This is a genomic window from Mesorhizobium sp. M7A.F.Ca.CA.001.08.2.1 (assembly GCF_003998455.1).
GTDB lineage: Bacteria > Pseudomonadota > Alphaproteobacteria > Rhizobiales > Rhizobiaceae > Mesorhizobium > Mesorhizobium ciceri.
This window is the reverse complement of sequence record NZ_RZPW01000020.1, coordinates 1-21,065: the sequence shown is the minus strand read 5'-3', so window position 1 is coordinate 21,065 and position 21,065 is coordinate 1. Positions and strand designations below refer to the sequence as shown.

The 21,065-nt window shown below is 60.1% G+C and carries 25 protein-coding genes and 1 pseudogene; 13 read left to right on the top strand and 13 right to left on the bottom strand.

Annotated features, from left to right (window positions below):
- From EN914_RS02730 to EN914_RS02715, 4 genes are all read right to left on the bottom strand, one after another.
- On the bottom strand, nucleotides 1-1,251 hold a 1,251-nt coding region (locus EN914_RS02730; protein ID WP_164778646.1), incomplete at its 3' end, for a sorbosone dehydrogenase family protein.
- Nucleotides 1,248-1,688 (bottom strand): DUF2231 domain-containing protein, encoded by a 441-nt coding sequence (locus EN914_RS02725; RefSeq protein WP_050580528.1) that lies wholly within the window; start codon nucleotides 1,686-1,688, stop codon nucleotides 1,248-1,250. The genes EN914_RS02725 and EN914_RS02730, both read right to left, overlap by 4 nt.
- Before the next feature lie 132 nt (nucleotides 1,689-1,820).
- Nucleotides 1,821-2,438, bottom strand: a complete 618-nt coding sequence (locus tag EN914_RS02720; protein WP_024505220.1) for an alpha-ketoglutarate-dependent dioxygenase AlkB — start codon at nucleotides 2,436-2,438, stop codon at nucleotides 1,821-1,823.
- Nucleotides 2,439-2,828: 390 nt separating this feature from the next.
- On the bottom strand, nucleotides 2,829-3,578 hold the full coding sequence (locus EN914_RS02715; RefSeq protein ID WP_013531540.1) for a Crp/Fnr family transcriptional regulator: 750 nt from the start codon (nucleotides 3,576-3,578) through the stop codon (nucleotides 2,829-2,831).
- Nucleotides 3,579-4,149: 571 nt separating this feature from the next.
- Here EN914_RS02715 and EN914_RS02705 point away from each other — a divergent pair.
- The 4 genes from EN914_RS02705 to EN914_RS02690 all read left to right on the top strand — a co-directional run bounded on the left by EN914_RS02705 (nucleotide 4,150) and on the right by EN914_RS02690 (nucleotide 5,567).
- The gene (locus tag EN914_RS02705) at nucleotides 4,150-4,449 is read left to right on the top strand and encodes a PRC-barrel domain-containing protein (RefSeq protein ID WP_013531539.1); all 300 of its coding nucleotides are present in this window, start codon (nucleotides 4,150-4,152) and stop codon (nucleotides 4,447-4,449) included.
- Nucleotides 4,450-4,522: 73 nt separating this feature from the next.
- The gene (locus tag EN914_RS02700) at nucleotides 4,523-4,957 is read left to right on the top strand and encodes a GFA family protein (protein WP_024505218.1); all 435 of its coding nucleotides are present in this window, start codon (nucleotides 4,523-4,525) and stop codon (nucleotides 4,955-4,957) included.
- 80 nt (nucleotides 4,958-5,037) lie between these two features.
- Complete coding sequence (locus EN914_RS02695) at nucleotides 5,038-5,238, top strand: KTSC domain-containing protein (RefSeq protein WP_013531537.1); 201 nt, start codon at nucleotides 5,038-5,040, stop codon at nucleotides 5,236-5,238.
- Between the two features lie 164 nt (nucleotides 5,239-5,402).
- On the top strand, nucleotides 5,403-5,567 hold the full coding sequence (locus tag EN914_RS02690; protein WP_081714416.1) for a hypothetical protein: 165 nt from the start codon (nucleotides 5,403-5,405) through the stop codon (nucleotides 5,565-5,567).
- A gap of 57 nt (nucleotides 5,568-5,624) precedes the next feature.
- Here the strand turns inward: EN914_RS02690 and EN914_RS02685 are convergent, their stop codons facing one another.
- From EN914_RS02685 to EN914_RS02670, 4 genes are all read right to left on the bottom strand, one after another.
- Nucleotides 5,625-5,879 carry a DUF6894 family protein gene (locus tag EN914_RS02685; protein WP_013531535.1) on the bottom strand — a complete coding sequence of 85 codons (255 nt, stop codon included), beginning with the start codon at nucleotides 5,877-5,879 and terminating at the stop codon, nucleotides 5,625-5,627.
- A 49-nt stretch (nucleotides 5,880-5,928) separates the two neighbouring features.
- A complete protein-coding gene (locus EN914_RS02680) occupies nucleotides 5,929-6,168 on the bottom strand; it encodes a hypothetical protein (RefSeq protein ID WP_013531534.1) in 240 nt (79 codons plus the stop codon).
- Between the two features lie 209 nt (nucleotides 6,169-6,377).
- Nucleotides 6,378-7,556 carry an acetate/propionate family kinase gene (locus tag EN914_RS02675; protein WP_127388993.1) on the bottom strand — a complete coding sequence of 393 codons (1,179 nt, stop codon included), beginning with the start codon at nucleotides 7,554-7,556 and terminating at the stop codon, nucleotides 6,378-6,380.
- Nucleotides 7,553-9,964, bottom strand: a complete 2,412-nt coding sequence (locus EN914_RS02670; protein WP_024505216.1) for a phosphoketolase — start codon at nucleotides 9,962-9,964, stop codon at nucleotides 7,553-7,555. The genes EN914_RS02675 and EN914_RS02670 overlap by 4 nt, the downstream gene beginning before the upstream one ends.
- A gap of 264 nt (nucleotides 9,965-10,228) precedes the next feature.
- Between EN914_RS02670 and EN914_RS02665 the strand changes: the two genes are divergently transcribed.
- The 4 genes from EN914_RS02665 to EN914_RS02650 all read left to right on the top strand — a co-directional run bounded on the left by EN914_RS02665 (nucleotide 10,229) and on the right by EN914_RS02650 (nucleotide 13,285).
- Complete coding sequence (locus tag EN914_RS02665; RefSeq protein ID WP_024505215.1) at nucleotides 10,229-12,220, top strand: protein-L-isoaspartate(D-aspartate) O-methyltransferase; 1,992 nt, start codon at nucleotides 10,229-10,231, stop codon at nucleotides 12,218-12,220.
- 98 nt (nucleotides 12,221-12,318) lie between these two features.
- Nucleotides 12,319-12,525 carry a hypothetical protein gene (locus EN914_RS02660; RefSeq protein WP_013531530.1) on the top strand — a complete coding sequence of 69 codons (207 nt, stop codon included), beginning with the start codon at nucleotides 12,319-12,321 and terminating at the stop codon, nucleotides 12,523-12,525.
- A gap of 47 nt (nucleotides 12,526-12,572) precedes the next feature.
- On the top strand, nucleotides 12,573-13,043 hold the full coding sequence (locus tag EN914_RS02655) for a YbhB/YbcL family Raf kinase inhibitor-like protein (protein ID WP_013531529.1): 471 nt from the start codon (nucleotides 12,573-12,575) through the stop codon (nucleotides 13,041-13,043).
- 83 nt (nucleotides 13,044-13,126) lie between these two features.
- Nucleotides 13,127-13,285 carry a hypothetical protein gene (locus EN914_RS02650; RefSeq protein WP_013531528.1) on the top strand — a complete coding sequence of 53 codons (159 nt, stop codon included), beginning with the start codon at nucleotides 13,127-13,129 and terminating at the stop codon, nucleotides 13,283-13,285.
- A 122-nt stretch (nucleotides 13,286-13,407) separates the two neighbouring features.
- Here EN914_RS02650 and EN914_RS02645 read toward each other — a convergent pair whose 3' ends face one another.
- Nucleotides 13,408-13,836: a hypothetical protein gene (locus tag EN914_RS02645; RefSeq protein ID WP_013531527.1), complete on the bottom strand. Its 429-nt coding sequence runs from the start codon at nucleotides 13,834-13,836 to the stop codon at nucleotides 13,408-13,410.
- Between the two features lie 192 nt (nucleotides 13,837-14,028).
- Between EN914_RS02645 and EN914_RS02640 the strand changes: the two genes are divergently transcribed.
- Nucleotides 14,029-15,936 carry a DUF4396 domain-containing protein gene (locus EN914_RS02640; RefSeq protein WP_024505214.1) on the top strand — a complete coding sequence of 636 codons (1,908 nt, stop codon included), beginning with the start codon at nucleotides 14,029-14,031 and terminating at the stop codon, nucleotides 15,934-15,936.
- Nucleotides 15,937-15,991: 55 nt separating this feature from the next.
- Here EN914_RS02640 and EN914_RS38250 read toward each other — a convergent pair whose 3' ends face one another.
- Together EN914_RS38250 and EN914_RS02630 are read right to left on the bottom strand one after the other, a co-directional pair.
- Nucleotides 15,992-16,285 (bottom strand): hypothetical protein, encoded by a 294-nt coding sequence (locus tag EN914_RS38250; protein ID WP_164745831.1) that lies wholly within the window; start codon nucleotides 16,283-16,285, stop codon nucleotides 15,992-15,994.
- Nucleotides 16,282-16,509, bottom strand: a complete 228-nt coding sequence (locus EN914_RS02630) for a hypothetical protein (protein WP_013531524.1) — start codon at nucleotides 16,507-16,509, stop codon at nucleotides 16,282-16,284. Before EN914_RS02630 ends, EN914_RS38250 begins: the two co-directional genes overlap by 4 nt.
- A 185-nt stretch (nucleotides 16,510-16,694) precedes the next feature.
- Between EN914_RS02630 and EN914_RS02625 the strand changes: the two genes are divergently transcribed.
- The 3 genes from EN914_RS02625 to EN914_RS02610 all read left to right on the top strand — a co-directional run bounded on the left by EN914_RS02625 (nucleotide 16,695) and on the right by EN914_RS02610 (nucleotide 18,990).
- Nucleotides 16,695-17,156 carry a hypothetical protein gene (locus tag EN914_RS02625; protein WP_244514301.1) on the top strand — a complete coding sequence of 154 codons (462 nt, stop codon included), beginning with the start codon at nucleotides 16,695-16,697 and terminating at the stop codon, nucleotides 17,154-17,156.
- A 55-nt stretch (nucleotides 17,157-17,211) separates the two neighbouring features.
- Nucleotides 17,212-18,402 carry an NADH-quinone oxidoreductase subunit D gene (locus EN914_RS02620; protein ID WP_024505213.1) on the top strand — a complete coding sequence of 397 codons (1,191 nt, stop codon included), beginning with the start codon at nucleotides 17,212-17,214 and terminating at the stop codon, nucleotides 18,400-18,402.
- A 402-nt stretch (nucleotides 18,403-18,804) separates the two neighbouring features.
- Nucleotides 18,805-18,990, top strand: coding sequence for a hypothetical protein (locus EN914_RS02610; RefSeq protein WP_013531520.1), 186 nt, complete (start codon nucleotides 18,805-18,807; stop codon nucleotides 18,988-18,990).
- 39 nt (nucleotides 18,991-19,029) lie between these two features.
- On the opposite strand, the gene EN914_RS02605 is transcribed toward EN914_RS02610, so the two are convergent.
- The gene (locus EN914_RS02605) at nucleotides 19,030-19,779 is read right to left on the bottom strand and encodes a metallophosphoesterase (RefSeq protein ID WP_013531519.1); all 750 of its coding nucleotides are present in this window, start codon (nucleotides 19,777-19,779) and stop codon (nucleotides 19,030-19,032) included.
- Complete coding sequence (locus tag EN914_RS02600) at nucleotides 19,772-20,536, bottom strand: nucleotidyltransferase family protein (protein ID WP_024505211.1); 765 nt, start codon at nucleotides 20,534-20,536, stop codon at nucleotides 19,772-19,774. Before EN914_RS02600 ends, EN914_RS02605 begins: the two co-directional genes overlap by 8 nt.
- 254 nt (nucleotides 20,537-20,790) lie before the next feature.
- On the opposite strand from EN914_RS02600, the pseudogene EN914_RS02595 reads away from it, so the two are divergent.
- Nucleotides 20,791-21,065, top strand: a pseudogene (locus tag EN914_RS02595) (agmatinase); the annotation flags it as partial.

The following is a 21,065-nucleotide window of genomic DNA, read 5'->3' as shown; positions in this document are numbered from 1 at the left end:
GGGCCGCCCGTGCGCCTTGTTGTCCTTGCCGAGGAAACCGGTGACGACGTCCTGCGGCTTGCCATCTGGATGACCGTCTTTGAACGGCACGAAAACGACCTTGTAGCCGTTGAAGCTCTTGCGGTTCCAGCTACCATGCTCGCCAACAAAGGCGCCGTTGCGATAGAGCTCCGGCAGATTGGTTCCAGTGTAGAACGTCAAGCCCAGAGGTGCGACGTGGGAACTCAAGGCATAGTCGGGAGGGATCGCCTTGGCGACGAGGTCCGGCCGCTGCGGCATCACGCGCGGGTCGACATGCTGACCATAGTAGCTGTACGGCCAACCATAGAACGCGCCGTCCTTGACCGAGGTCATGTAGTCGGGAACCAGGTTAGGACCGAGCTCGTCGCGCTCGTTGATCACAGCCCACAGCGCGCCGCTCTGCGGCTCCCAACTCAGCCCGTTGGGATTGCGCAGGCCGCTCGCGAAAATACGATAGCGGCCAGTGGCCCTGTCGACTTCCCAGATGGCGGCCCGGTCCTTTTCCGCCTGGATGCCGTTCTCGGTGATGTTGCTGTTGGATCCGATGCCGACATACAGCCGAGACCCGTCGGGGCTGGCCACGAGAGACTTTGTCCAGTGGTGATCGATAGGTCCGCCGGGCAATGGCGTCAGCACGGCGCCCGGCGCGGTGATCTTGGTGTCGCCCGACGTGTAGGGATAACGCACGATGGCGTCGGTGTTGGCGACGTAGAGATCGTTGCCGACCAGGGCCACGCCAAAGGGCGAATTGAGATGATCGAGGAAGACCTCCTGGACATCGGGCAGACCATCGCCGTTCGTATCCCGCAGCAGGGTGATACGGTTGCTTCCTTCGGTGCCGCCGCCCGAGGTCGCCATCGACTCGATCCAGCCCATGATCAGGTCTTTCGGCCGCTTGATCGCGGCACCGGGCGGCGCCACGGATTCGACCACCAGGACGTCACCATTCGGCAATGTGTAAAGCGAGCGCGGATGCCTCAAGCCCTTGGCAAAGGCCTGGATTTGCAAACCCTTGGCGACGGACGGCTCCTCGTCTTGTTTCCAACCGACGACCGACGCGACATGCATGGGCGGCACCAGATACTGAATAGGTTCAGGCAGCGTCGGGTTTGCTCCGACCTGATCGGTGGGATCCGGTTCGTTATCGCTGCATGCGGGCAGCGCCAAAATCGATCCGAACAGCAGACCGAGGCTCGCGATACGCCGGATATGTCTGGCGGAGACATTCATTCGACCACCTCCACTTGAGTGTGGCCGGAACTCCATCCCAGCAGTCCCAGCAAGAGGATAACGATCACGGCGACGGCGGACAGGATGAGCCCCGTCGGCACGACCGAGGTCCAGGCATCACGGCTGTGCACCAGTGCGTTGAAGAGCGATATGACGAGCACGACGAGGCTGCCAAGGAGATATGGCCATGCAGGCCCGGCTTGACGGGCAAGTCGGCCGGTAGACAAATCGACAAGTGCTGCAAGGACCGCGAGCACGCCTACAACCAGGCCGGCAAGGAGCAGCCAGGCGGAAAAATCTGCCCACATCATTTCAGCGCTTCGCCAATAGGCAACGTCGGTCAGCAATGTGCCGACGAAACATGCGTTTGCGACCGCCATCGGCGTTTTATGGAACGGACGCCTGGCTGCCACCAACACGGATCGGGCACGGGCCATGGACATTCTCCACCTTTGAAGCTGTACCTGTCCTCCAAACCAACTTGTGGTTGGGAGGTTCCCGGAACCGTTTTGCGTTCAAGAACTCGTGATGGCGCTGGCAATGGCACAGAACGGCTCGGCGCGCGATGCTCATGCGGAGTTGACGCGCAATGTCCTCAAGGTGATCGAGTAGCGGTGCAGGTCAACCGCCGGAATGCTGTGCTCCCATTCCATGCGCGATGGTCCGGTCATGAGATACGCCGACCTTGGTTCGACGACGATGGTCCGGCGGTCCCATTTGGTGCCATTCTTCCGCCGGAGCCGGAAGCTGCAAGGCGCCAGCAACGAAACACCCGCAACGTCTTCGAAATGAGGCTTGTCTCGATGCCAGCCGATGCCGGCGCCGGGCCGGTATTCGTTGATCAACACTTGCGCGAAGGCGTTGGCGGGCCGGCCTGCCAACGCTGCGATCTTGTCGCGCAGGGACAGCAGGAAGTCAGGGATCGGCGGCGCCTCGACGACCTGGCGTCTGTCGTAGTCGTAACGCAGGCCAAAACCGACGACGCGCCGGTTTGCCAGATGGCCATGGAAATCGAACGCCTCGAACGGCAGGCCTTCCAGATGCCGGGCGAGTTCCGTTTCTTCTTGCGCCGTGATCAACTCGGGCTGATAGAAGAAACCTTCCGGCAGGTCGTCAGCAGCACCAAAGAGATCGTGCTGAAGCCCGGATGAGCCGGAGTCGAGTGTTTTCGATTTGGGTGTCGCCATCCCAGCTAAGATGGTGAAGGCCAGCCCGCCTGGCAATATCGGAACCTGGCCAGCCAATCTGCACCCACCCTGCGGACGTCACCCCAACGACGGACAGGGCCTGCCAATCCGGACTTTATCGAGGGACTGTATTCAACTCAGGATTTCGCGAGCATGCCTTGAACGCGACCGAGGGAGTTGCGTGCATGTACGTACGGTTCTTACCAAACCGTGAGCCTTCGTTGCCAGTTGCCTGTCGGCAACTAGATTGGCAACGCGGCATCCCCAAAACATGCCGCAGTGGCCGGCGCGGGTTTAGGCAACGGTGTCTCACCGGCATCATCGCGCCGGCCACTCGAAATGTCCTGTTGTCGGCTCAGTGGCGGAGAAGCCTCCGTTGGCCCGGCGCGCTCAAACGAGAGGCCGCTCCTGCCTCGCGGGATGCTTCGAGCCCAAATCTCCGACCAGCCGGCGGTACTGGGTTTCGGGTGGACCGTAAGAATCTCGCGCCAACGTCATGAGACCGTCTCGATCGCGGATCGTAATCTCTCCGCGGCGCGCTCGGATATAACCATAACTTTCGATCATCTGGAGGCCGACGGTAACCCCCGGACGCCTCACACCAAGCATGATGGACAGAAATTCATGGGTTATCATAAGCCTGTCGCCGACAGTGCGGTCGCTGCACATCAAAAGCCATCTCGCCAGTCGAACTTCCAGGCTCTGCCGCGCGTTGATCGATGCCGTATAGCTTGTCTGAACATGGAAATATTGGACATAGCGCAACAGGAACGACCGCAATGTAGGGCTGTCCTCCAGGGCTTCGACGAAGGGGGCAGCCTCTATCCGGAGAGCCTCGCATGTCGACTGGACGTAACAATCAAAGTTGGCCTGGTCGTCCCCCATGACCAGGGCCGAACCGGTCATTCCTTCGAACCCGATGATTCCGACTTCGGCTTCGGTCGCAGGCGAAGTCCTCGCCACTACCGAGGCCAGCCCGCTTTCCAGAAAATAGACGGCTTCGATCTTCTGCCCCGCGGTCTCCAGCGGCGCGCGCAACTCAAGAAAAACACTCGCCAGATGCGGACGTAGCCGCGCGAAATCGTCCGCGCTCATCCGGCGAAGCAATTCGCTCTTGGCTTGCAGTGTCTGGTAATCCACGAGACTCTTTTCCCTTGGGCAAGAGCACTGGGATCTCTTAGCCGGCCGCGCCCGTCGAACGAGCGGACGGTAACGAACCATAGACTTCGTCTCGCGCAGCACTAGACGGGCGGGCGCGTTGGTATGAAACCGACAGTTACTGCTGAAGACTCGAAGGCCTTGTTGGCTGACTATCTTTCGCCAGCAAACGAGCCTCCCGCAGGATAGAGGCGCGATCGAACCCGAGGAGCGATATGATTTCGCGTATCTGTTGTTCAGTGGCGCCTGTATCCCGCGCCAGCGCGGTCATCGCGCCCACTGGCAGACCGGGGTGCTCGGGCTCTTTCGCCGTGCAACACCATGCCTCGTGATGGGCAAGAGCGATGGTCACTCCCAAGCGTCAGCGCCCCAACTGTGCTGCTGACGATTTCCTTTTGTACGCTTCCGTACGGAGCTTTGCGAGTCAATTCGGACGGAGGCTGAGTTGAGGCTTCTAGAGTCCTTGCGTCGTCCGTCCGTCGCCCCCGGAATTGTTCGGAACGATTGCTCGGCTGAGAGGTTCAAATATTCCACCCAACAGGAGTCTCGAAAGATGGATCACACCAACCACGTACGCCTCACAAGCACCGAACTGACGCCAGACATTCTCGAAGACGCCACGATTTACGACGCAGACGACAACAAAGTCGGCAGCGTTTCGCATGTGCACGGCTCAGGAGCCGCCAGTCAGGTCGTCATCGATGTCGGCGGCTTTCTCGGCATTGGCGCCAAGCCGGTGGCCGTTCCCGCAAGCCAGTTGGAATTCATGCGCGATGAAGACGGCGACGTTCACGCGGTGACGAACTGGACCAAGGATCAGCTCAAGAGCATGCCCGAGCATCACGATGCATGATTTCAAGGACTTCACCTTGAACGGGAGCGGCCACTCGGCCGCTCTCTCTTAGGCGCAACAGGGTGGACAGACGATGCGGCGCGAAACCGGAGCCTGCTTCTGCGGAGGGATCGCCGCAGCCCTGGACGGAGAGCCTTTCTGGATATGCTACGATCACGACGACGATTGCCGCCGGGCCATCGGAAGTCCGCTGACGATCTGGGTTGGTTACCGGCCGAAGCAATTTCAGCTCCTTAGAGGGACGCCGAAGGCCTTTTCCCAAACGCCAGGCGTCACCCGCACGTTCTGCCCAGACTGTGGAAGCTCGATATGCTATAGCGACGAAGGCCTGCCGGACGAGTTCTATGTGACGATCGGCTTCTTTGACAACCCTGAAGGGTTTCGGCCGCAAGCCCATGCCTATTGGGACCTGAGGCTGCCGTGGATCGAGTTTGATGACAGCCTGCCACGCATCGACCGATATTCAAGGAAGCGCGACCCGAAGTTCGGCAACCCGCGCGACCGGTAGTCGGGGTGCGTGACGCCAGGATATCGGCGGAACCTGACGATCGCTAACGGGTTATTCGGGCAGACCTGTCGGGTGCGACCATGCCATCGACCGTGATCCGAAATGCGCAATACGATCCCGCCACCAGGATCCTGTCGGTCTGGTTTGTGCCGAGCGGCAGACGCTACGAATATGAGGATGTTGCACCGGCAACTTATGCCGCTTTCACCAAAGCTTCCTCAAAAGGCCGCTTCTTCAATGAGTTCATCCGCGACCGCCATCGGTACCGCCGCGTGGCGTGACAAGTTTGGACATGAGCAGGCGATGCACGGAACCTGACCGACATCGTCTCGTTGACGTCTCGTCATCGAAGCAAGCCAGGCAACGACAGTGTTCATCTGGACATGCTCAGGTGTTCGCACCGGCAAAGATCGATCGGAAAAGGCTTCAAGGGAGTTCAAGAGCCATGACGGCCAAGAAGCAGAAGACCGAAAGCAAGGACAAGAAGGCATTGCGCTTGGCAGAGACCACCGACGTCTCACCCAAGCAAGCCAAGGAGCTCATGCAAAAGCATGGCAAGGACAACTCCAAGGTCGAGAAGGAAGCCAGAAACTTCAAGGCGGAAGGATAGGATCCGCATGAGGCGACCTGTATGGCCCCTGCAGGTGATCGGCCAGGAAATTCGGGATTAAGGGGGTGCCCCGGCCTTTTCGGCCGCGAGCGCAAAAGGAAAGCGCAGCACCAGGTTGCGGTTCTCGTCAAAAATCTCGAAGGTCAATCCGGTACGCAGCGGCCTGCCATGCAGCAGCTCTTCGGCAAGGATTTCCTTCGCCGACGCCATCGCGTTTTCCTCAGCGCTCGCGAGATCAGAAAATTCCTGGCCCTCGGGATCCTCCTGCAAGCTTCCGCTCTCATCTCGAAGGTCGAAAAAGTACCTGGACATGCCGACTGAACTCCTGCTCATCGCGACGGTGGCATCGGAAGCGCCAGCCTCAGACTTCAGTGCCTGATGTCCCCGGATTGTCGAATAGCACAGCGAGGCCATGCTCGATGGCGCAGGCCGCTATCAGATCATCGAAGGCCTTTCCGGAAAGCGGGCAACTTGGCATCACCTCTCGAATTGCGGTCCCGGCCTTGGCGGTAGAGATCACATCGTGGCGTTTCTTGCGTGTCTCGACATATTGCTCGACCAGGATTTTCAGGCGCCTCACCGCAACGTCGTCCGTAAACATGGATTCCTCAGCCAATGCCTGAAGTAAGGCTGTCGGCCTGATCATCGGCCGACGATCTCGGGTTAGCCGGGATTGCTCGCACAATATTTCTATGGGCAGTTGGTTCCCCCGACCGCTTGCTTGGTAATTTTCGTACAGGGAATACCCCCCTTGCCCGCGCTTTCATCGGGCCGAACCGACAGCCGATTTTCCGATGCCGAGGCGAGCGTTCAGGCTTGCATCACCATGCGGCTGTGACGTGCAACGACACTTTCCTCATCGGTCGCAATCACCCGTACTTCCACCTTGCTCTCGGGACGACTGAGGATCTCGGCGTGGGTGTTGTTGGCGCGATCTTCAAGCACCACGCCAAGCCAGGTCAATTTTTCGCATATGGCCTTGCGGATGGTCGCGGACCGTTCGCCGATGCCGGCGGTGAACACCAGGCATTCAAGGCCACCCATCGTGTTTGCAAGCGCCGCGGCCTCTCTCGCGGCGCGAAAGGCGAAAAGCGCCATCGCCTCTTGCGCGCGAGGATCATTGCTCGCTTCGAGCGTCCTCATGTCGCCGGAGATACCGGATACGCCGAGCAGGCCCGACTTCTCGTAGAGCATCGCCTGCAGTTCTTCCGCCGCGATGCCTCTTTCCAGCAGGAAATACAACAGCACGCCGGGATCGATGGCGCCGCACCGCGTGCCGATGACGAGGCCATCCAGGGCCGAAAAACCCATCGTGGTATCGATGCTTTTGCCCCCGTGCAGGGCGCAAAGACTTGCCCCATTGCCGAGATGGGCGACGATCGTGTGTTTCGCCGCGAAAATTGGCGATATCTCGCTGAGCCGCCCGGCGATGTATTCATAGGAGAGACCGTGGAACCCGTAGCGGCGCAAGCCTTGCTCTTCATACTGGCGCGGAAGGGCAAAGCGCCGCACGAGCGGATCGATCGTCTGGTGGAAAGCGGTGTCGAAACAGCCAACCTGTGGCAGGTCCGGTTGCAAGGCGGCTATTGCACGGACGGGCGCGAGACTGCGAGGCTGATGCAGCGGAGCAAGCGGCGTAAGTTTGTCGATGGCGTCGATGATGTCTGGGGTCAGACGGACAGGTTCGATGAACTCGCTTCCGCCATGCACGATGCGATGGCCGGCGCAGATCAGGTTTCTTTCCCCAATTTCGCCCTGCACCCAATTCAGCATCTCGCCTATGGCCGCGTCACGCCGCTTGTCGGCGGTGAGCGGCCGATCGCACTGCACCGTTCCGTCGGCCGCTTTTGCGCGCAGTGTGGGTTTGTCGCCCAGGTCCAGCGTGCCGCGTGAAACGAGTTGCATATCCCGTGATGAGACAAGATCGTAAAGCGCGAACTTGATGCTGGACGAGCCGGCATTCAGCGCCAGGATCGACCGACGCATCATTGGCGCCCCTTTGTCGCGGCTTTGTCGGGCCAGCTCCATTTCTGGATTTCGGGCATGTCTTCGCCGTGCTCGCGCACATAGGCCTTGTGCTTCGCCAACCTGCCGTGGAGTTCGCCGGCAAGCCCTTCGGCCCTTTCGGCCAGTCCCGGCACGCGTTCGATGGCGGCGAGCGCGAGATGGTAGCGGTCGAGTTCATTGAGCACCACCATGTCGAATGGCGTCGTCGTGGTGCCCTCCTCGCGGAAGCCATGCACATGCATGTTGTCATGGTTGGCGCGGCGGTATGTCAGGCGATGAATGAGATAGGGATAGCCGTGATAGGCGAAGATGACGGGCCGTGTTTTCGTGAACAACGCGTCGAAGTCCCCGTCGGGCAGGCCGTGCGGATGCTCCGTGTTCGACTGCAATGTCATCAGGTCGACAACATTGACGACGCGGATTTTCAGGTCGGGGATCGCGGAGCGCAGAATGTCTGTCGCGGCCAGTGTTTCCAGGGTCGGCACATCGCCGGCGCAGGCCATGACCACATCGGGCTCCTCGTGCTGAGCAACCGTGCCGGCCCATTCCCAGATGCCCGCTCCAGCTTTGCAATGCGCTCCGGCTTCTTCAATGGACAGCCATTGCGGTCCCGGCTGCTTGCCGGCGGTGATGACATTGATGCGGTTATAGGTTCTCAGGCAATGATCGGTGATCCACAACAGGGTGTTGGCGTCCGGCGGGAAATAGAGCCTTACCGTGTCGGCCTTCTTGTTGGCGACCAGATCGGCAAAGCCCGGATCCTGATGGCTGAAACCATTGTGATCCTGCCGCCAGACATGCGAGGTCAAAAGGTAATTGAGCGAGGCGATCGGCTTGCGCCAAGCGAGCTCGCCGGAGGTCTTCAGCCATTTGGCATGCTGGTTGACCATCGAATCGACGATATGAATGAAGGCCTCATAGCATGAAAACAGGCCATGGCGGCCGGTGAGCAGATAGCCTTCAAGCCAGCCCTGGCAGAGATGCTCGCTCAGCACTTCCATGACGCGACCATCACGGGAAAGATGGACGTCATAGGGCTCGATGCGCTCCATCCAGATCCGATCGGTGACCTCGAACACGTCGTCGAGGCGGTTGGAGGATGTCTCGTCCGGCCCCATCAGGCGGAAGTTTCGCGCCTCGGCATTGAGGCGGAACACCTCGCGAAGATAGCTTCCGCAAATCCGCGTCGCCTCGGCAATGACGCCACCTGGACGCGGCACTTCCAGCGCCAGGCTTTTCCAATCTGGAAGCATCAGATCGCGCTTCAGCAGGCCGCCATTTGCGTACGGGCTTGCGCCCATGCGCCTTGTCCCTGTCGGGGCAAGTGCCGCAAGCTCCGGCAACAGGTGCCCGCTTTCGTCGAACAGCTCTCCCGGCTCGTAGCTTCGCATCCAGTTTTCGAGGATCTTGCGGTGCTCCTCATTCCCTCGAGCGTTCGATACCGGCACTTGATGCGAGCGCCAGAAACCCTCGACTTTTTCGCCATCGACCTCCTTCGGCCCGGTCCATCCCTTGGGGCTGCGCAGCACGATCATCGGCCATTTCGGGCGTTGACCATGCCATCCCGGAGCCCGTGCCTGCTCCTGAATGGAACGGATGCGATCGAGCACCGTGTCGAGCGTCGCGGCCATGGACCGGTGCATGGCAAGCGGCTCGTGGCCTTCGACGAAGAACGGTTCGTAGCCATAGCCGGCGAAAAGGTCTCGCAATTCCTGATCGTCCATGCGGCCGAGGATCGTCGGATTGGCGATCTTGTAGCCGTTTAGATGCAGGATCGGCAGGACGGCGCCGTCCGACGCTGGGTTCAGGAACTTGTTGGAATGCCATGCCGCCGCCAGCGGACCGGTCTCGGCTTCGCCGTCACCAACGACGCAGGCAACCACCAGACCCGGATTGTCGAAGGCCGCACCGAAGGCATGAACCAATGCATATCCCAATTCGCCGCCCTCATGGATGGAGCCTGGCGTCTCGGGCGCGGCATGGCTTGGCACGCCACCGGGAAAGGAAAACTGCCGGAACAGTTTCCTGAGGCCGTCTTCGCCCTGCCCGATATCGGGATAGATCTCGCTATAGGTGCCCTCGAGCCATGTGTTGGCGACCATTGCGGGACCGCCATGGCCCGGGCCGCAGATAAACAGAACATCGAGGTCGCGTTCGCGGATAACGCGGTTCAGATGCAGGTAGAGAAAATTCAGGCCCGGCGTCGTGCCCCAATGGCCAAGTAACCGAGGCTTGACGTGCTCGGCCTTCAACGGTTCGCGCAACAGCGGATTGTCGAGCAGATAGATCTGGCCGACCGAGATGTAATTCGCGGCGCGCCAGTAACGGTCCATGAGGTCGATCCGTTCGTGGCCGATAGCCTGCGGCGTCGCGGCAGCCTTGTCGTTCATCGACATCTCCAGCTTTCGGTTCGCTGGTGATAACTGGGGCATCTTTGCGCTTGAGCAACCCCCGACTGCCGCCGTCCGGGACAGTGTCGCGATCCGAGCGGCCAAGAGACCGGTCGCTATCCCGCTGGAGCGAGCGGCTCTGTCCGCAAATAGGCGGGAACCTTGAAGTCCTCCAGCGGTTAGAAACTGGAATCGCGAAGGCCAGGTTCAAGGCAGCTACCGCGAAGGACAACCTCGAAGCGTTGCACCAAAGGGAGCTAAAAAATGCTCGATCTTCCTCGTGCCCGTGATCGAATGGTCAATATCCACGTCGGCCGGCGTGGCATCCATGACCGTGAAATTCTGCAGGCGATGCGCGAAGTTCCACGCGAGGCCTTCGTAGAACCCGGTTTCGAGGAATTTGCTTATGAAGACACGCCGCTGCCGATCGCCGACGGCCAGACCATATCGCAACCCTATATCGTCGCATTCATGATCGAAATGGCGGACGTCAAACCGGGTGACCACGTGCTCGAAATCGGCACCGGCTCGGGTTACGCCGCCGCGGTGATGAGCCGGATCGTCGAACAGGTCTACACCATAGAGCGTCATCCCGGTTTGGCAGAAACGGCGAAACGGCGGTTTGAAAAACTCGGCTATCGAAACATCGAGGTCCGGACAGGCGATGGCACCAAGGGCTGGCCGCAGGCGGCGCCGTTCGATGCCATCGTGGTGACAGCCAGCGGTCCCGGCGCACCGCTCGCCCTTCAGGAGCAACTCGATGTCGGCGGCAGGCTCGTCATTCCGGTCGGCAACGACCCCGATTTGCAACGCCTGCTCAAAGTCACCCGGACAGGTGCCGCAACCTACAGCGAGGAGGATTTCGGCGGCGTGCGCTTCGTCCCTCTCATCGGCGAGCAGGGTTGGTCGGAAAACGGCACCGTCACCAAGGTCGGTCGTCCACTTCGACATCCGCATCCAATCAGCCTGCCCGATATGATCGCGGCCGCGGCTGAACCGCTGCCCGATTTCGACGATCCGGCCTTCGGCGCATTGTTCGATCGGTTCGCCGACCGGCGCGTCGTTCTGCTTGGCGAGGCAAGCCATGGCACGTCCGAGTTCTACAGGGCGCGCGCGGCGATCACCCGCAGGCTTATCGAACGGCACGGCTTCACCATCGTCGCGGTCGAGGCGGACTGGCCCGATGCGGCGGCGATCGACCGCTACGTTCGCCATCGTCGGCCGCGAACAGGCGCCGGTGCGCCATTCCAGCGGTTTCCGACGTGGATGTGGCGCAACACCGATGTCGCGGCCTTCTCCGACTGGATGCGCCGTCGCAACGAGAAGCTAGAACCTTCGGAGCAAGCAGGGTTCTACGGCCTGGACATCTACAATATGAGCGGGTCCATAGGCGCGGTCCTCGACTATCTCGACCGGGTCGATCCCCAGGCAGCCAAGATTGCACGCGAACGGTATGGTTGCCTGACGCCCTGGCAACACGAACCGTCTACCTACGGCCGTGCGGTGCTCACCGCCGGCTATAAAAAATGCGAGAAAGCCGTGCTGGAACAATGCCGGGACTTGCTCGCCAGACAACTCGATTATGCAAAACAGGACGGAACCGACTTTCTCGACGCCAGTCAGAATGCTCGGCTGATCGCGTCCGCCGAACACTACTACCGGATCATGTACTATGGCGGTGCGGAGTCCTGGAACCTGCGCGACACCCACATGTTCGAGACCTTGGAACATTTGTTGGACGCCGGCGGCCCCAACTCCAAGGCGGTGGTGTGGGCGCACAATTCCCATATCGGCGATGCCCGCTTTACCGAGATGGGTGTCGTCAGGGACGAACTGAACATCGGTCAGCTCTGCCGGCAGCGTTTCGGCGATGAGGCAGCGCTAATCGGTATGGGCACGCATTCCGGCACTGTAGCGGCCGCAAGCGACTGGGATGGCGAAATGGAGGTGAAGCAGGTTCGCGCGTCGCACGCCGACAGCTACGAACGGCTTTGCCACGATTCTCTCGTGTCGCGGTTCCTGCTCGACCTCGGGCGCGACAAGACGCTGCGTGAGCGGCTGCTGGAACGCAGGCTGGAGCGATTCATCGGGGTAATCTACCGGCCGGAAACCGAGCTGGGCAGCCACTATGCGGACGCTTCCCTGCCCCAGCAGTTCGACGCGTTCCTATGGTTCGACAAAACCGCGGCAGTGACGCCGCTTGGCCCGGAGCATGCAAGAACCGGCGTTCCCGACACCTATCCATTCGGGCTCTAACCGGCGCGCGCGGCGAGCCGATGAAGCAGAGCCCTGGAACCGGAACGGCCCATCTGGCTTGCATTTTTAAACTGAAATCCCGTCGAAGGAGTTTTCTCATGACCGGAACCAAACATCCGAAATGGAAAAAACCGAGCGATGCCGACTTGGCGAACAATCCTGGTATCGGGACTTCCAAGGGAACGATCAAGGAAGGCGAAGAGTTCGAGCTTGAAGGCGAGAACACGGTCGAAGGCGATGTCGAGAACGACACGACCGCCGCTGGCGGGATCGATCCAAGACAAAAGATGCGGACCAACAAATAGCATGCCGTTGGCATCGCTGCGATCAACTTCCCCGGAAGGAGTGAACCATGCCACTTGCCCTCAGCAGCGCCGCCTTTGCCGAAGGCGGACCAATTCCCGAAAGATATACACGAGACGGCAAAAACGTATCGCCGCCGCTGAAATGGTCTGGAGTACCGGACGACGCCAAAAGCCTCGTTCTCGTCGTTCAGGATCCTGATGCGCCGAGCGGAACGTTTGGTCATTGGGCGGTATTCAACATCTCCGCGGAGACAAGGGAACTTCCCGAGGCGGAAAGCGGCAAGCCAGGTCCCGGTGCCCTTAGGCAAGCAACAAATGATTTTGGCAACGCCTATTACGACGGACCTGAACCCCCGGTCGGACATGGCGTCCACCATTACCATTTCCGGCTGGCCGCGCTCGACACGCCGAGCCTTGCCATTCCGGCCAGCGCAGGCGTCGAGCGCATCTGGCGGGAGGCGCAGAAACACTCGCTCGAGCAGGCAGAACTCATCGGAACCTACGAACGCAATCCGTAAGTTGATGACCGAGGTGGCATTACCCTGCTGCTGCGCGGAACGGTTCTCCTCCTTGCCGGTTGTCTGGGAAAGGAGATGCCGCCATGTTTGGAGATATCATGTGGTTGGTCGTCGTTGCCGGCGGCCCATTGTTGCTGATCGTGCTGTTGGCCTATGCCGTTATCGCACGCCGCCGGCGTGGGCCCGCTGAACGAAGGGAAAGCGACCGGGCGACCGACCGGCTATACCAGGACAAGCGTTGATCCGCATCGCAAGATATCCGATCGGAAGACATCCAATCGGCAAGACATCCAATCGGCAAGACATCCAATCGGCAAGACAGGGGATCGTAAGCCGCAGCGGGCGACGACGATCCCCAACTGGGTCAGCGCATTATCCTTTGCCGCAACCACGCAAAGAACCTGCCGCTGACGGCTGAGCGGACTCGCGTCGCAGCCCAGCGCGCTTTCATGGTTGAGCCGACGTGGCAATCGCAGACGATGTCGTGCAACTGCCAGTCGTTCAGCTCGAAAAAGCGCTTTGCCTCGCCGTATGTATCGTCTTTCAAACCCGATGCGCGCAGCACTGGATCTTCGAAAGCAACCGAAATTGCGGTTCCCTCGCCCCGCATCATTGCACGTGCTTCGGGGTGCAGATGTTCGGTGCCTGCAAACGCGCCAAGGCATCGCTCGGGATTACGCTCCAGCAGTTCAGCCCAGCGCTCTATGCGCTGATTTCGTGTCATTGCGGAATATGCAGCCGACGATTCAATCTTGGCGACGGCATGCAGTTGGTCGAGTGTTTGATGTTTCATGGCCAGCTCCTGTTGAGGCAGCGAAGCGCCCACGCCTTCAAGGGAATTACCGCGCCGTAATGCTTCGACAAGAGCGCCAGGCTGGAGAATTCGACACAACCGGATTGGGCCGGCGGGATCATAAACACACGTGCTGCGTTCATCGGCGGGGGCTGCTTGTGACAAACCGCTGATCCGCGACGGGATGCATCCATGTTCATCCAGCCAATCGACTATTTCCTTGCTGTCTGGTTCGCTCTTGCCGCCGCCTCGACGCTCTATGTCGGCTTCGATCAATACCGCAACAATCCCGAACCGCTGGTGATGAAATGGGGTTTCATCCTGGTGACCCTCTATATGGGTCCATTGGGGCTGCTGCTTTATGTGCTTGCAGACAAGGAGCCACGACCGGGCGAGCATGAAGACTTCACCAGGCCGCTGTGGAAGCAAGGCGTCGGTTCGACCATCCACTGCGTTGCCGGCGATGCGACCGGCATCATTCTCGCGGCAGTCATCACGGCAACGCTTGGCCTGCCGATGTGGCTCGACCTCATCGTCGAATATCTGGCGGGTTTCGCCTTCGGCCTGTTCATCTTCCAGTCGCTGTTCATGAAATCGATGATGGGCGGCACCTACTGGGAGAATGTGCGCAAGAGCTTCCTGCCCGAGTTCATCTCGATGAATTTCATGATGGCCGGCATGGCGCCCGTCATGAGCTTCCTGATGATGGGGCGCGACATGCGCGCGATGGAGCCGACCGAGCTCTTGTTCTGGGGCGTGATGTCGATCGGCGTCATTGCCGGCTTCACGCTTGCCTATCCCGCCAATGTCTGGCTGGTCGCTCGCGGACTGAAGCACGGGTTGATGACGCAGCGCCCGCAGGCGGCCGAAATGAGCAGTCGAGAGCCGACCGCCCAGCAACAGCACGCTACGCATCATGCCCGCGCCGGCGATGATCGACGACAAGGCCACGCCAACACATCCCACAAACCCAAACGCAGCGGCCATCAGATGGAGACGGACGCCACGACGCCGCAGATAGCAGCCCTCGGCATGGTCTCGGTGCTGGCGCTGGCGATTGGCATGGCCGCACCGGCGAACTGGCTGAACCTGACGCTTTCAGCACGTGACGTCGGCGGGGCGATCATGCCGCAAGGCATGATCATGGGCCGCGACACGCCGGCGGAAGCCATGCGTGACATGGCTGCAACCGATCCGCATCGCGTCACGGCATCCTATGGCCTTGCCGCCAAAGGCGACCAGGAACTGCCATTCCGCCTGGAGAACGGCGTCAAGGTGTTCGACCTCAGGCCCTCAGTGGTCCGCTGGCAGATCCTGCCCAATGTCGCGGTCGACGCCTATGCCTACAACGGCCAGATCCCCGGTCCGCGCATCCACATTCGCCAGGGCGATAAGGTTCGCATCGACGTCACCAACGACCTGCCTGAGGAGACCACGGTGCATTGGCACGGCATGATCCTGCCGAACCAGATGGATGGGCCCGCCGAGATCACCCAGCCGCCGATCGAGCCTGGGCAATCCTATTCCTACGAATTCACCGCGACCCAGCACGGGACCTATTTCTATCATCCGCATGCCAAGCCGGACCGTACCCAGGCGCTGGGGCTCTATGGGGCGCTGATCATCGACCCTGCCAATCCCGCCGACGAGGTTCAGGCTGACCACGACTATGTGATCGAACTTCAGGAATGGCTGGTGCGCGATGGACTGACCTATCCTTCGATGCCGATGGAAGGCGGTATGCCGAACTTCTTCACCATCAACGGCAAGGCCTATCCCGCAACCGACGCCATCCCCATGAAGGTGGGCGAGACGCTGAAGGTGCGTTTCATCGGCACCAATAATGGCTTCGTCCATCCCATGCATATCCATGGCGGACCCTTCGAGGTCGTCGCTCGTGACGGTGAGACGCTTCCTCCCTCGGCGCGCTTTCTGGCCGATACGATCAATGTCGGGCCAGGACAGCGCTATGACGTCGTCTGGAAGGCACGGCGTCCCGGCAAGTGGCTCATCCATTGCCACATCCCGCATCACACGACGAACAACAATGTCGAGGAAAAGGGCGGCGGCGGGCTGATGGTCGTGATCGACGTCGGTTAGATCTGCCACCCCCCTGTGGATTTACCTGTGTCATCCGGGGGCGCATTGTTGCGCGCTACTTCTTGATAATGGTTCCGTTGCGCAAGTCGAATGCTTCGGTACCGCGAGCCTGGCGGTAGAAATCATCCTGCAATTCACCCCATTCGCCGAGAAAGGCGCCGCAATTGCTGCAATGAATTGGCGTCGACTCGTTGGCGTCGTCGGGAATGTCCATTTGGATGGTCCCACAAGCCTTGCAATCGAGTTTGTCGTCCAGCCGTCGTCCCATTTCCCAATGATTGCGCATTTTCGACCATGAGCCAATTGTCGATTTCGTACCAAATCGCATCGACCATGGCTCATCGGTCAATCGCGAGAGTCAAAAAGGACGGCCAGACCCAGTTCCCGTGCCAGCTCGATGATCGTCTCCATCAATTCATCATCTGTATCCTGCAAATAAGGCGCGTCCCTGCGAGCGGCCTCTATCGCCGCTTTGACCGAAACGATGTCGCCGTATCGCGCACTTCGAAGCTCTTCTGCCAGAAACGCCTTGGCGGTACCGACAGGTCTTATTGCCCATCTGGCGATGCTCATGCGGCTCCCTCCCATGGTCACCTCAGCTTCATTTTGATCCTGTCCAAGGTGCAGATCAATCGATGGTACGATTCCGTACGGAGCTGCCCAACCGGTTGGAGACAGCCGTGTGACGAACGCCTTGGCCAGGGTTTTCGGCGTCTCTCTGGGGTGAGTTGGGGCGAAATCGCCCGGTGGGACCGGCCTTGCGGAACCATCGCTCAGCATGGGGGTTTCTTCAAAATCTCCCTCGAAGAATGCAAGGAGCGACCATGCGCATGTTGACGATAGCTGTCGCGCTTTCCGGGGCGGTCACCATTCAGCCCGTCTACGCCCAAACTATCGGACCGCAGCTTCCCCAGGTGACGCCACCGCAGGGCGAAGCGCAGCCGGAGCTGGCGCCGCCCGATCCAGGCTCTGCCGGTTTGAATTTCACCGGCGTCGCCATTGTCGCCGTCGAGGATTTGCCGGACGAAATCAAGGCGCAGGCCGATGCCGTGATTAACCAGACCAGCGCCGAAGATTTGCTTCGCCTGCAAAGCTCCGTCGACGCCTCACCTCAGGCGACGTCGGCTTTGAGAGCGAATGGGCTCAATTCCTCGCAGGTTGTCGCTGCAAACATAGATGGCGATGGCACGCTGACGCTGATCATTCAGACGACGACTTGAGGCATCGAACCATACGCATCACTGAATCGGCGAAATGCAGTCGCGGAGAGCAGCAATGGTCGAAGCCGCCGTTCGCAACTTCACCATCAATTTCGGGCCACAGCACCCCTCCGCCCATGGTGTTCTTCGGTTGGTGCTCGAACTGGACGGCGAGATCGTCGAGCGTGCCGATCCGCATATTGGCTTGCTCCATCGAGGCACCGAAAAACTCATAGAGCACAAGAACTATTTGCAAGCGCTGCCCTATTTCGATCGGCTCGACTATGTCGCGCCGATGAACCAGGAGCATGCGTTCTGCCTCGCCGCCGAAAAACTGCTCGACATAACAGTTCCAAAGCGTGGGCAGCTTGTCCGTGTTCTTTTTTGCGAAATTGGCCGGCTTCTGTCGCATCTCCTCAATGTCACGACCCAGGCCATGGATATCGGCGCCCTGACGCCGCCGCTTTGGGGATTTGCGGAGCGCGAGAAGCTGATGGTCTTTTACGAGCGCGCCTCCGGCGCTCGCATGCATGCGAATTACTTCAGAATCGGCGGCGTGCATCAGGATTTGCCTGCGAAGCTTCTCGACGACATCTGGGCTTTCTGCGGTCCGTTCCTCAAAGTCTGTGACAACCTCGACGATCTGCTCACCGGCAGCCGCATCTTCAAGCAGCGCAATGTCGATGTTGGTGTGATCGGGCTGGATGATGCCTGGCGCTGGGGGTTTTCCGGCGTGATGGTACGCGGATCGGGCGCGGCATGGGATTTGCGCAAGGCACAGCCATACGAATGTTACCCTGACATGGATTTCGACATCCCCGTCGGCAAGAACGGAGACTGCTATGACCGTTATCTCGTCCGTATGGAGGAGATGCGCCAGTCGGTGCGGATCATGAAGCAATGCCTGGAAAAACTGCGGTCACCCGAAGGCCAGGGGCCGGTCGCGATTCCGAACCAGAAGATCACGCCGCCGCGGCGCGCCACGATGAAACGCTCTATGGAAGCGACCATCCAGCATTTCAAACTTTATACCGAGGGGCATCGCGTGCCGGCGGGAGAAGTCTACGCCGCGGTTGAAGCGCCAAAGGGAGAATTCGGCGTTTATCTGGTTTCTGACGGGGGCAACGTCCCTTACCGGTGCAAAATACGTGCGCCATCTTTCGCCCATCTGCAGGCGATGGATTTCCTGTCTCGAGGGCACATGATCGCCGACGTTGCCGCGATCATCGGGTCGCTCGACATCGTGTTTGGCGAGATAGATCGTTAGTCCTCGGGAGGTTGCGCGCTTGCCCCGCGATGCAGAAACTCCCGTCTCATGCGTGGACGGGAGGCTCTTCATTCTCGTCGGGGTTGGGCAGCGGAGTCTCGTCCGGAAGCGTTTCCGGTTCGGGTTCCTCGATCGGCTCCGGCTTCCATGTTGGAGGCGGCACGGGCATATCGCGATTTGGGTCTGGCTGTCTTGGCTGTGGCATCTAACTATCTCCGTTCAGTCGGAACAACTCGTCCGCCGTGGCATGGTTCCTGGCAGAATCCAGCCATCGAGATCGTTGCGCCCTCAAGGCAGGCGCACGTTGGTCCGCCCACGGATGCCGGCGCAAAAGTTGCAGATCGTTCGGAACCGGTCGGATTTTCGAGCCGTTGTCGTCGAAATCGACCAAGGAGAAGCGTGATGAAGGACAAGTCAGGAGATATCGACCATACATTGCCGCAGGTCGCCATCGACGATCAGCAGGTGCGACAGCTGGCCGCCACGACCGATTTGCCGTCAAGGCAGGCACGCGAACTGGTGCGCCGTCACGGCAACGATCCCCGCAAGCTGGAAGAGTTGGCGAGGTCGATCAACGCCACCAACTGAGTCCAGGCCAATGGGCATCGACGGCGCAAGCCGTTGGCATCAGATTTCCAGCAAGGCGTAGGGGCGGCCGCCAGGCTTGGCCACATGCATGGCGACGTTGTAGACCTTGGCTCCGCCAGGCGTTTGGCCTTCGTAAGAACCGCGATGTGCATGACCGTGCACGACAGCACTGACCTGAAATCGATCGATCGTTTCGGCCAGACGTGAAGAGCCCAGAAACGGAAATATTTCCAGCGGTTCTCCCGCGACGGTGTCGGCAATCGGCGCGTAGTGAAGGATCACCAGCGTGCGCTTGGCCCGCACCTGGCGCATCGCATTTTCAAGTCGCATTGCCTCGTTCACGCTTTCCGCGACCATCGTCTTGATCGCCGGTTCCCCGAATGAGCCGAGCATGCGTGACCCGAAGCCGCCTATGAATCCCTTCACGCCGACAAAACCGACCTCCTCGATTTCGACTGTCTGCCCGTCGAGGAGGTGAACATGCGCCTGCCGCAGGATCTTCGTGACGTCTTCCACCGCACCGGACTCGTAGTCATGATTGCCGAGGACTGCCACAACCGGGATCGAGCAGTTGCGCAGATCCTCGGCCAGCATCTCCGCTTCACGAGGCTTGCCGAGATTGGTCAGATCTCCCGTGAGAACGAGAATGTCCGCTTCGCTCGATATCTCGCCGAAGAGGTCTCGATACGAGTTTTGCGCATCTTCCCGCACATGGAGATCCCCGACCGCGGCAACTTTGAGCGCGCGTGCGCCGTCCTTGGGCGCGCTGCTCTTGACGGGATCAGCCATCACGGAATTCTCCCACACCACCGACGCCGGCGAAGCCCCATTCCTTGACGTCGATCTCGTAGTCGGTTTGCGAAAGCAGCCGCCCACGGCAGATCTTCATCCTTGGAGACGGCAATTGCCGTTGCTTGGCGAGGCGGTCGAGCAATTCATCGAGCAACCAGGCCGGGATATGATCCCGCTCGCTCGGATAGATCCATCTGAAATTGATAAGCTGCATCAACAGAACCTCCCAATGAACCTCCAGATAAGAAAGCAGCCGGTGCCAATCGATCTGATCGCCCGCCTTGAGAATCGTATGAGCGATATCGGCGCCGTCGTGTCGCCCTCTGTCCTGGATAAAGCATTTGGACCAGATGAGTTCGGTCGGGCCGATGATCCGCACCCTGCTGCCCAACAGCTCGGTTTGGCGGGCGTGTTCCAGCCACAGGTCGCCAACAGGCACCGTGCCGTTGGCCGAGCCGAAGATGACGTCGAAGAAATGCGTGCCCTTGAACACCTTGCCGAGCCACCGGTCGTCCTCGATTTCGACGGCATATCCAAGCTGCTTGAAATGGGCGAGGATCCGCGCGTAGTCGCCTGCCTTGCAGAAGATATCGAGGTCCTTGGTCTGGCGGGTGACACCCGTATAGGCGCTTACCGCGTAGGTCCCGGCGACCAGAAAGGGAATGTCGGTGGCGGCAAGCTCGCGGATTGCTTCGGTATAAAATACCTCCGCCTCGGCATTTTTGAGCGTCGGCGCCGCCTTTGCGTCAATCATGGGAAGCGCGCCTGCCGATCCAAGCCCGGCCCAACGTCATCGCCGGCGCGCAAGTCTCTATGTCGCCTCGGAATCGGCCCATGCCGCCGCCAATGTCCCATTGGCCCAAATTTGAAACACCCCGTGGGTGCTCGATCTCGATCGTTTTAGAGTTTATTGGGCTTACCCAATCGGGTACAAAGCTGAAGCCGAGGCGCTTGATCTAACCGCACCCCGATCGGCGTGCGCCAAGCCATCATCAGGACCATCAAGGCATGACCCCCTCGCCTCCCTTTCTCGGCTTTCCCGACCGTCTTGCAGATAGCCGCGTGCCTCGTGCGGTGATCTTCGGGGCCGGTCACGGCAGCACCTATCCCGGCAAGGACAGCAGCGGCTATGCCTTGGCCGCCAACGCCATCCGTGCTGCCAGCCAGGACGATGCCGCGTTCGTCGAGCACTGGGATTTCGATCTTGGCGGCCCGCTGTTCGACGGCAAGCCGGACTCTTGCGTCGACGCCGGCGATATCTTGACCACCATGCATGACAATGC